The following is a 9,394-nucleotide window of genomic DNA, read 5'->3' as shown; positions in this document are numbered from 1 at the left end:
CGCCCGGTCAGGCCGGTCGGTCAGGCAGGTCTGGTCCGTTCTCGGTTCCCGTGACGCCGAGCCGGAGCATGAGCCCGACCGTCGCGCCCTTCACCGGGCGCATGATCAGAAGGCAGAGGACGAGGGTGAGGGGGAGGAAGATCGCCGCCATCGCCCAGAGCGACGGCTCGTAGGCGCGCTCCATCCACAGCATCAGTGGCACGACGATGTGACCGACGATGAAGATGGTGAAGTAGGGGGGAGCGTCATCCGCCCGCACGCGGCCGAGCGGCGCATGGCAGTGGCTGCACGCGCGCCGGACCTTCAGGAACCCGTCGAAGAGCGGGGCCTCACCGCAGACCGGACAGCGGTTGGCAGCACCGCGCCGCAGCGCCTGCCAGAGCGGCGGCGGCGTCCAGGCGGGAGCCTCGACCGAGCGTGTGCTCGGTTGCCATTGGGTCATGGCGCCGGCGTTTCCTGTTGTGTTGCGCTGCACCATGGTGATCTGTTGGTTGCAGCGGTGCAAGTCAATACGGAGAGGCTTGCGCGGGCGGCTGGCATGCCCACACTGCCGGACATGAGCGGCCGCATCCTCTTCATCAACCCGAACAGCAGCACCGCCTGCGGCGCCGGCATCGCCGCGGCGCTCGCGCCGTTCCGGGCGCCCGGCCTTCCAACGCTCGAGGTCGTCTCGCTGCCGGAAGGCCCGCCGGCCATCTACACATGGGCGGACTGGTTCTCTGCCGCCGGCCCCATCCTCGCCTGCATCGGGCGCGAGCAGGAGCGGACGGACGCCTTCGTGATCGCCTGCGCGTCGGACCCCGCCCTGCCTGCCGCCCGCGAGGCGACGCGCCGGCCCGTGTTCGGCATGTTCTCCTCCGCTGTGCTGCAGGCGCTCGGGCTCGCGGAGCGGTTCGGGGTCATCGCGATCGTCTCGGCGTCCGTCGCCCGCCATGCGCTCGCGCTCAGGCAGCTCGGCGTGGAGGCGCGGCTTGCTGCGGAAGTGCCGCTCGACGTGACGATGGACACGCTGCTCGACCCCGTGGCCGTGCGGGCGCGGATGATCGCCGCCGGCACGGAGCTCGTCGCGCGCGGCGCGGGTGCGGTGGTTCTCGGCTGCGCGGGCATGGCGCATCACCGCGCGGCGATCGAGCAGGCGATCGGCGTGCCGGTGGTCGAGCCGGCGCAGGCCGCGGCGGCGCTTGCTCTCTCCCGCGTGCTCGCGCTCGGGGCCGCAACCCTGGACCGGGCTGCGGAATGAGGCCGCTGGCCCTCCTCGCCATGCTCTGCGCCGCGGGGGCGGCAGCGGCCATGCCGCCGCCGCCCGCCCAGGACGAGGCCGGGCAGGACCGCATCACCGGCGAGGAGTATGTGCGCCAGGGCCGGTTCGACCTTTCGATCCCCTTCCTGATCGAGGCGACGAAGCGTGACCCGATGGTCGCCGACCTGCACGTCTATCTCGCCTTCGCGCTCAGAAATGTCGGGCGACTGGACGAGGCGGGCGCGCATTACCGCTTCGCGCTCCGCCTCGAGCCTGAGAACCGCTGGGCGCTCGCCTATTACGGCGTGATGCTCCTCGAGCAGGGCGAGCGGGCGGAGGCGACGGAGATGCTCGCCACCCTCCGCCGCGTCTGCGAGACGACCTGCCCGGAGCGTGACGAGCTCGAGCGCGCCTTCGCACCCCGCTCCTGACCCGCCTCAGACGACCGGCGGCTCGACGGCGCCGACCTGCGAGACGATGCGCTGGTAGTGCTCCGGCCGGCGATGCGCGGCGAAGTTGAAGATGCTCGTGCGGCCCAGCCTGCACATGTCGAGATCGCAATCATGGGTGACGAGCTGGTCCTCCCAGCTGTCAGCCATCGCGACGATCTCGCCCTGCGGATTGACGATGATGGAGTGGCCGAACAGCTCGGCCCCGTCCTCGATGCCCGCCTTGGCGACGCCGACGCCCCAGGTGGCGTTCTGGTAGCAGCCAGCCTGGATTGAGAGGTGGGAGTGGAACACGCGCAGGTGGTGCGCCTCCCAGCCCTTGGCGTCCTGGTTGATCGAGGGCGTGTTGTAGCCGAGCAGAACCATCTCGACCGATTGCAGCCCCATCACGCGCCAGGCTTCCGGCCAGCGCCGGTCGTTGCAGATCATCATGCCCATGTTCAGCCCGTCCGACACCCGCCCCATGGCGGAGCGGATCACGGGGAAGCCGAGATTGCCGACCTCGAAGTAGCGCTTCTCGAGGTGCTGCACCTTGCGCTTCTCGTCGAACTCGGCGTGGCCGGGCAGGTGCACCTTGCGGTACTTGAGGATGATCCTCCCGTCCGGATTGACCAGGATGGCAGTGTTGAACCGGCGCGGGCGCACCGTGCCGGTCTCGTCCGCTTCCGTGGTCAACTCCGCATAGCCGAGGTGGAAGCCCATCCGGTAGCGGCGCGCGGCCTCGAACAGCGGCGCGGTCTCGTTCGACGGCATCGCCGTCTCGAACCAGCTGTCCGCCTCGGCGATGTCCTCGTGGTAGTGGCGCGGGAAGAACGTGGTGAGCGCGAGCTCGGGGAAGACGATCAGCTCCACGCCGCGGCGATGCCCTTCCGCCATCAGCGCCAGCATGCGGTCGACCGCCACTTGGCGGCTGTCGGCCTTCTGGATCGCGCCGAGCTGCGCTGCGCCAACGGTGATGCGACGTGCCATCCGCCCCTCCCTGTGTCCTGCGCCCGCAGTCCAGCATGGAAGGGAGCGGGAGGAAATCCCGCTTCACTGCGGAGGCTCGGCGCCCACCTGCTCGACGATCCGCCGGTAGTGCTGCGGCCTGCGATGGGCGGCGAAGTTGAACATCTTCGTCTTTCCCTGCTCGGTCGCGTCGAGGTCGCAATCGGCCACCAGCACCTCGTCGCCGAGCGTCTTGGCCTGCGCGACCACGAGCCCGTTCGGGTCGACGATGCACGAGCCGCCGATCAGCCCCGCGCCATCCTCGTTGCCGGCCTTGGCCACTGCCACGGCCCAGCAGGCGTTCATGTAGGCATTGGCCTGCGCGGCGAGGGTGGAGTGGAAGGTGCGGAGCTCGGCACTCTCGCTCTCTCCGCCATTCGGGTCATAGGCGGCGGAGTTGTAGCCAACGAGCACCATCTCCGCCCCCTGCAGCGCGAGCGACCGCCAGGCCTCGGGCCAGCGCCGGTCGTTGCAGATGAGCATGCCCATGATGCCTGCGCCGAGGGTTGCGGGCGTGCGGAAGCCGGGGAAGCCGAGATCGCCGTAGGCGAAGTAGCGCTTCTCGAGCTGCTGGTACTTCTGGCCAGGCTTGACCTGCTCGGAGCCCGGGAGGTGGACCTTGCGGTACTTGCCGAGGATCGTTCCGTCGGGCGCGACGAGGATCGAGGTGTTGTAGCCGCGCCGTCGCACCGCCCCGTTCCCGCCCGGGCCATCATCGAACGCGGCGCGGTCGAGCTCGGCATAGCCGAGATAGAAGCCGACGCCGAGCGCCTTCGCGCGGTCGAACAGCGCCTGCACGTTCGGGTTCGGCATCGCGGCTTCGAAATAGGAGAGAAGCTCCGCCTCGTCCTCGATCGGCCAGCGCGGGAAGAAGGTCGTGAGCGGAAGCTCCGGGAATACCGCGAGTGTCGCACCCTGCTTCGCCGCCTGCTGGAGCATTGCGATGAGCCGCGCGAGCGTTGCCTCGCGCGTGTCGGCCCGCTGCACAGGGCCCATCTGGCAGGCGGCGACGCGAACGACCCTTGCCACGGTCCTCAACCCTTCTTCTGGCGCGGAACGAACCGGCCATGGCCCGGCTTGTTCTTCACGGCCTTGCCGTCCCACACCGCCTCGCCGCGCAGATAGGCGGCAGCGACCCGCGCCTTCATCGCCCGCCCGTGGTAGGGGCTCCACCGGCACTCGGGGCGGTCGACGATGGTCGCCTCGTCGAAGCTGAACTCGCCGGGCTCGAGCACGCAGAGATCGGCGTCGTAGCCGATGGCGATGCGGCCCTTCTTCGGCAGGAGCCCGTGGTACCGCGCGGGCTCCTCCGCGCAGTACCTCGCCATCAGCGTCGGCGAAAGGCCGCGCTCGGCCAGAAGCGTGTACATCAGCGGCGCGAAGCTCTGCAGGCCCGTCAGCCCCGCGCCGCACTTGAAGATGTCGGCATCCTTCTTGCGGTCTGCCGGCCACGGCGCATGGTCGGTCGAGACATAGGCGACGGTGCCCTTCAGCAGCCTGTCCCACATCCGGTCGACCTCCTCGGCCGTGCGGAAGGGCGGGTTGCACTTGCCCCGCCCGCCGAGGCGGACGATGTCGTCCTCGGTCATGCAGAGATACTGGATGCACGCCTCGCCCGAGGCCTGCATGCCGAGGTCGCAGTAGATCGCGGCGAGGTCGAAGCCGCGGGCGAGCGAGGAGTGGGCAATGTGCACATGCGCGCCCGTCGCGAGCCCCATCTCGAAGATGGTGACGTTGGCGAGGTTCTCGGCGAGAGGGGGGCGGGTGCGGCAGTGCATGATCGGGTCGGTGCGGCCGGAGGCGAGCGCCGCGGCGGTCAGCCGCTCGACGAGCTCCTGGTCCTCGTTGTGCACCGCCACCATCAGCCCTGTCTCGGCGATCAGGGCGAAGGCGCGTTCCATCTCCGGGTGGTCGATGCGCGGGAAGCGCACCGCGTCATATTCATAGGTGGAGAGCTTGAAGGCCGAGGCGCCGGCATCGGCGAGGCCCTTGATCGCCCCCGTTCCGCCGGACTTGGTGATGGTGCCGTAGAGCGCGACATCGACATGCGCGCTGCCGTTCACGACCTCGACCTTCTCCCTGAAGATCGACGCATCCGTCACGGCCTTCGGGATGTCGTAGGGCATGTCGACGACGGTGGTCACGCCGCCGGCCGCGGCCGAGCGTGTCGCATGCTCGATGCCGGGCCAGCCGATGGCGGAGGAGGTGTGCATGTGGCCATCGACCAGGCCAGGCAGGACCTTCATGCCGCGATGGTCTGCCACGCTGCGTGCCTGCGGCGGCGTGCCGGCGCCGATCGCTGCGATGCGGCCGTCGCGCACGGCGACATAGCCGCCCTCGAGAACGGTGTCGGAGGTGACGATGTCTCCGATGACGAGGCTGTCGAAGCTGGCGTCGGGCGTTCCGGTCATCGGTGATCTGTCTCCCAGGGGCATGAGGTCGTCTTGCGTGCGCGCGAGCGGCGGGTCTAGGAAGGCGCGGCGCCGGTGGACATCCCAGTCAAGAACGCATCCCGGCGCTGATCAAGTGCAGGCCTCTTCATGAGCGCGGGCCGCGCACTGGCGAGCGAGGAGAGAAGCCCCCCATGAAGCTCCATTCCGTCCGCGTCCACCCGTCGAAGGATCTGCTGCCGCGCGAGGAACAGCTCGCCTGGAAGATCGCGGGCGTGGCCACAGACAAGGTCGCCGTCCAGAAGGACGTCGCCGAGATGATCGTGAACAGGATCATCGACAACGCCGCCGTCGCGATCGCAGCGGTCAACCGCCGCCCCGTCGTCTCGGCGCGGATGATGGCGCTCGCCCATCCGCGGAAGGGCGGGGCGACCGTGTTCGGGCTGCCTGCGGCAACGACGGTGAGCCCGGAATGGGCGGCCTGGGCGAACGGCACGGCGGTGCGCGAGCTCGACTTCCACGACACGTTCCTGGCGGCGGATTATTCCCATCCCGGCGACAACATCCCCCCCGTGCTCGCCGTCGCGCAGACGGTTGGCCGCTCGGGGAAGGACCTGATCCGCGGCCTCGCCACCGCCTACGAGATCCATGTCGACCTGGTGAAGGCGGTCTGCCTGCACCGGCACAAGATCGACCACATCGCCCATCTCTGCCCCGCCGCAGCGGCAGGCATCGGCACGCTGCTCGGGCTGAAGCAGGAGGTGGTGTTCCAGGCCGTACAGCAGGCGGTGCATGTGAGCTTCGGCACCCGCCAGAGCCGCAAGGGCGAGATCAGCTCCTGGAAGGCCTACGCGCCTGCGCATGCCGGCAAGCTCGCGGTGGAGGCGGTCGATCGCGCGATGCGCGGCGAGGGTGCGCCGAACCCGATCTATGAGGGCGAGGACAGCGTGATCGCCTGGATGCTCGCCGGCCGCGAGGACCGTTCGCACGAGTACCACGTGCCTCTGCCTGAGCCTGGCGAGGCCAAGCGCGCCATCCTCGACAGCTACACCAAGGAGCACAGCGCCGAGTACCAGAGCCAGGCGCTGATCGACCTCGCCTTTCGCATGCGCGAGAAGATCGAGGACTTCTCGGCGATCGAGAAGGTGATCATCCACACCTCGCACCACACGCACTACGTGATCGGCACCGGGGCGAACGACCCGCAGAAGATGGACCCGAACGCCTCGCGCGAGACGCTCGACCACTCCATCATGTACATCTTCGCCGTCGCGCTCGAGGACGGGCGGTGGCACCACGTCGACAGCTACACGCCGCGCCGGGCCAAGCGGCCCTCCACCGTCGCGCTCTGGCACAAGATCGAGACGACCGAGGACCCCGAGTGGACGCGCCGCTACCACTCCGATGATCCGAACGAGAAGGCCTTCGGCGCGCGCGTCGAGATCCTGTTCAAGGACGGCACCCGGCTCGTCGACGAGATGGCGGTGGCCAATGCCCACAGCCTCGGCGCGCGCCCGTTCGGCCGAGAAGACTACATCCGCAAGTTCCAGACGCTGACGGACGGGATCATCACGACGCGCGAGGCCAACCGGTTCCTCGCCGACGTTCAGGACCTCGCAGCCATCCCAGCCGGCGGGCTTGCGGTGCTCAACGTCGCCGTGCCGCCGAAGGGGCTTACCCTCGCACCGGGCAAGGGCATCTTCGATGCGCCCCTGCCGCCCAAGCCCGAGGCGAAGGCCAAGCGCGTCGCCCGCTCGGAGGCTGCGAAGGGCCGCACGGTGGCCCGGAAGAAGGGACGGGCGACGAAGAAGGCGGTGCGCGCCCCCGCCAAGGCTGCCCGTGCCAAGGGGAGGCGCTGATCGCCCCGCGGCGACGCCCCAAAGAGGCCAATGCCCAGTGAGGAAGGCAGGATGAACGAGATGACGAAACCGGAGGTCCACAAGGGCCTCGCCGGCGTGCTGGCGGATGTCACCGCCGTCTCCAAGGTGATGCCCGAAACCAACAGCCTCACCTATCGCGGCTACCCCGTGCAGGACCTGGCAGACCAGTGCAGCTTCGAGGAGGTCGCCTACCTCCTCCTCGAAGGCGAGCTGCCGACCCGCAAGCAGCTCAACGCGTTCAAGAAGGCCGAAGTCGCCGAGCGCGGCATCAGCCGGGCGCTGGTGCGCGTGATCGAGGAGTTCCCGCGGAAGGCGCACCCGATGGACGCGATCCGCACCGCGGTCTCGTTCATGGGGATGGAGGACCCCGAGGGCCAGGACACGTCGCTCGAGGCGACGCGGCGCAAGGCGCTTCGCCTCTACGCCAAGATCCCGACGGCGATTGCCGCGATCGCGCGCATCCGCAAGGGCCAGCGCCCGATCCGCCCGAAGGCGGAGCTCGGCTTCTCGGAGAACATCTTCCACATGTTCTTCGGCAAGGTGCCCGAGAAGCAGATCGTGAAGGCCTTCGACGCCTCGATGACGCTCTATGCCGAGCACAGCTTCAACGCCTCGACCTTCACCGCGAGGACGGTGACGAGCACCCAGGCCGACCTGCATGCCGCCATCACCGCCGGCATCGGCGCGTTGAAGGGCCCGCTGCATGGCGGGGCCAACGAGGCGGTGATGCATATGCTGAAGGAGGTCGGCACACCGGCCAAGGCGCGCGGCTGGATCGACGACAAGCTCGAGCACCGTGCCCTGGTGATGGGCTTCGGCCACCGCGTGTACCGCACCGGCGACAGCCGCGTGCCGACGATGGCGAAGTACCGCGACCAGGTGGCCAAGCTGCGCGACGGCGGGACGTGGCTCGAGATCAGCGCCATCCTGGCCGAGGAGATGCTCGCGAAGAAGAACATCCACCCGAACCTCGATTTCCCGGCGGGGCCCGCCTACTACATGATGGGCTTCGAGATCGACTTCTTCACGCCGCTCTTCGTCGCGAGCCGCATCACCGGCTGGTCGGCCCACGTGCTCGAGCAGATGCAGGACAACCGGCTGATCCGCCCGCTCTCGCAGTATGTCGGCGAGGCGGAGCGTCCGGTGACGCCGATCCGCTCCCGCGGCTGACCCTTTCCGGGCACCGCGACATGTGCAGAGGGCGCGGGGCACCCCCCGCGCCCTTCTCGTTTCAGCGCCCCGCCGGCGCATCGTAGCCTCTGCGGAAGCTCTCGCAGGAGGAACGACCCATGGCCGATGCCGTCTCCAATCCCGAATACGCCTGGTTCAACGGCCGCCTGGTGCCGTGGGACGAGGCGCGCGTGCATGTCTTCTCCCCCGTCGTGAAGTACGGCACCGGCATCTTCGAAGGCTTGCGCGGCTACTGGAATGCCAGCGAGGAGGAGCTCTACGTGTTCCGCCTCGCGGAGCATCTCGACCGCCTGGCCTTCGGGCTGAAGGTCATGCGCTTCGACGCCGGGCCCGCGCGCGCCGAGATGGAGCGCGCCGTGCTCGAGGTGCTGCGCGCGAACCGTTTCAGGGCGCCGGCGCATATCCGCCTCTCGGTGTTCCTCGAGGGCGACGGCGAGATGAGCGCGACCGGCCCTGTCGGCATGGCCTGCACGGCCGTGCACCGCCCGCCGACGAAGGCCCTTACGGAAGGCCTTGCCGCCGGCGTCGTCTCCTGGCGCCGGCCGGAGGACAGTTCCCAGCCCATGCGCGTGAAGGCGAACGCCAACTACCAGAACGGGCGCTTCGCCGTGCAGGAGGCGCGGGCGAACGGCTATGGCGCGGCGCTGCTCCTGAACGGCCGCGGCAAGCTCGCCGAAGGGCCCGGCATGTGCGTCTTCCTGGTGCGCGACGGCGTCGCCGTCACGCCCTCGATCACGAGCGACATCCTCGAGAGCATCACGCGCGACAGCGTCATCGAGCTCCTGCGCGAGGATCTCGGCATCGCGGTGGAGGAGCGCGAGGTCGACCGCACCGAGCTCTACGCGGCGGAGGAAGTGTTCTTCTGCGGCACGGCGTGGGAGGTCACGCCCGTGACTTCCGTCGATCGCCTCGCCGTCGGCGACGGTGCGGTGGGCCTGGTGACGCGCCGTCTGCAGGAGCGCTACTTCGCCGTCGCGCGCGGAACCGTCGATGCGCGGGCGGCGTGGCGCACGGCGGTTTACGCGAGCGAAGGAAGCAAGCGCGCGGCGGAATGAGATGCGCGGCGCGCACCGTGCGCGCCGCATTCCTGCCACCGCGCAAACATCATCGGCACGCCTCGCGCACACGCGATGCGATTTCGTGCACGAAATGCGTGCAAGCGATGTCGTTTTTGTTGACACGCGTCACCACCACACGCATAGCGTGATGTTGCGGAAGCAACATGCATTCCGATTCGCATTCGCGATCGCTGCATCG

The 9,394-nt window shown here is 69.1% G+C and carries 9 protein-coding genes; 5 read left to right on the top strand and 4 right to left on the bottom strand.

The window, feature by feature from the left end; translation table 11 throughout:
- Nucleotides 1-7 precede the first annotated feature (7 nt).
- A complete protein-coding gene (locus FIF60_RS02695; RefSeq protein WP_144183566.1) occupies nucleotides 8-442 on the bottom strand; it encodes a DUF983 domain-containing protein in 435 nt (144 codons plus the stop codon).
- Between the two features lie 96 nt (nucleotides 443-538).
- Here FIF60_RS02695 and FIF60_RS02690 point away from each other — a divergent pair, with 96 nt between their 5' ends.
- On the top strand, nucleotides 539-1,240 hold the full coding sequence (locus FIF60_RS02690) for an aspartate/glutamate racemase family protein (RefSeq protein ID WP_239451466.1): 702 nt from the start codon (nucleotides 539-541) through the stop codon (nucleotides 1,238-1,240).
- Entirely contained in the window at nucleotides 1,237-1,671 is a 435-nt protein-coding gene (locus FIF60_RS02685; protein WP_144183564.1) for a tetratricopeptide repeat protein, read from the top strand. The genes FIF60_RS02690 and FIF60_RS02685 overlap by 4 nt, the downstream gene beginning before the upstream one ends.
- Nucleotides 1,672-1,677: 6 nt before the next feature.
- Here FIF60_RS02685 and FIF60_RS02680 read toward each other — a convergent pair whose 3' ends face one another.
- The 3 genes from FIF60_RS02680 to FIF60_RS02670 all read right to left on the bottom strand — a co-directional run bounded on the left by FIF60_RS02680 (nucleotide 1,678) and on the right by FIF60_RS02670 (nucleotide 5,087).
- Nucleotides 1,678-2,658, bottom strand: coding sequence for an N-carbamoyl-D-amino-acid hydrolase (locus tag FIF60_RS02680; protein WP_144183562.1), 981 nt, complete (start codon nucleotides 2,656-2,658; stop codon nucleotides 1,678-1,680).
- A gap of 63 nt (nucleotides 2,659-2,721) precedes the next feature.
- Entirely contained in the window at nucleotides 2,722-3,705 is a 984-nt protein-coding gene (locus FIF60_RS02675) for an N-carbamoyl-D-amino-acid hydrolase (RefSeq protein WP_144183560.1), read from the bottom strand.
- Nucleotides 3,706-3,710: 5 nt separating this feature from the next.
- Nucleotides 3,711-5,087 (bottom strand): dihydroorotase, encoded by a 1,377-nt coding sequence (locus FIF60_RS02670; RefSeq protein ID WP_144183558.1) that lies wholly within the window; start codon nucleotides 5,085-5,087, stop codon nucleotides 3,711-3,713.
- A gap of 173 nt (nucleotides 5,088-5,260) precedes the next feature.
- On the opposite strand from FIF60_RS02670, the gene FIF60_RS02665 reads away from it, so the two are divergent.
- From FIF60_RS02665 to FIF60_RS02655, 3 genes are all read left to right on the top strand, one after another.
- Entirely contained in the window at nucleotides 5,261-6,925 is a 1,665-nt protein-coding gene (locus tag FIF60_RS02665) for an MmgE/PrpD family protein (RefSeq protein ID WP_144183556.1), read from the top strand.
- A 60-nt stretch (nucleotides 6,926-6,985) separates the two neighbouring features.
- Nucleotides 6,986-8,116 (top strand): bifunctional 2-methylcitrate synthase/citrate synthase, encoded by a 1,131-nt coding sequence (locus FIF60_RS02660; protein ID WP_239451465.1) that lies wholly within the window; start codon nucleotides 6,986-6,988, stop codon nucleotides 8,114-8,116.
- A gap of 119 nt (nucleotides 8,117-8,235) precedes the next feature.
- Nucleotides 8,236-9,192 carry a branched-chain amino acid transaminase gene (locus tag FIF60_RS02655; protein ID WP_144183552.1) on the top strand — a complete coding sequence of 319 codons (957 nt, stop codon included), beginning with the start codon at nucleotides 8,236-8,238 and terminating at the stop codon, nucleotides 9,190-9,192.
- The last annotated feature ends 202 nt before the right edge of the window (nucleotides 9,193-9,394 follow it).

It is taken from the genome of Elioraea rosea (assembly GCF_007644105.1).
Classification (GTDB): Bacteria; Pseudomonadota; Alphaproteobacteria; order Acetobacterales; family Acetobacteraceae; genus Elioraea_A; species Elioraea_A rosea.
The sequence above is the reverse complement of the archived record's forward strand: the minus strand, read 5'-3'. Positions and strand labels throughout refer to the sequence as shown.

Coding starts and splice junctions, on each gene's coding strand:
- FIF60_RS02685 (WP_144183564.1), top strand. CDS start 1,237: ATGAGGCCGCTGGCCCTCCTCGCCATGCTCTGCGCCGCGGGGGCGGCA.
- FIF60_RS02655 (WP_144183552.1), top strand. CDS start 8,236: ATGGCCGATGCCGTCTCCAATCCCGAATACGCCTGGTTCAACGGCCGC.
- FIF60_RS02680 (WP_144183562.1), bottom strand. CDS start 2,658: ATGGCACGTCGCATCACCGTTGGCGCAGCGCAGCTCGGCGCGATCCAG.
- FIF60_RS02660 (WP_239451465.1), top strand. CDS start 6,986: ATGACGAAACCGGAGGTCCACAAGGGCCTCGCCGGCGTGCTGGCGGAT.
- FIF60_RS02670 (WP_144183558.1), bottom strand. CDS start 5,087: ATGACCGGAACGCCCGACGCCAGCTTCGACAGCCTCGTCATCGGAGAC.
- FIF60_RS02665 (WP_144183556.1), top strand. CDS start 5,261: ATGAAGCTCCATTCCGTCCGCGTCCACCCGTCGAAGGATCTGCTGCCG.
- FIF60_RS02695 (WP_144183566.1), bottom strand. CDS start 442: ATGACCCAATGGCAACCGAGCACACGCTCGGTCGAGGCTCCCGCCTGG.
- FIF60_RS02690 (WP_239451466.1), top strand. CDS start 539: ATGCCCACACTGCCGGACATGAGCGGCCGCATCCTCTTCATCAACCCG.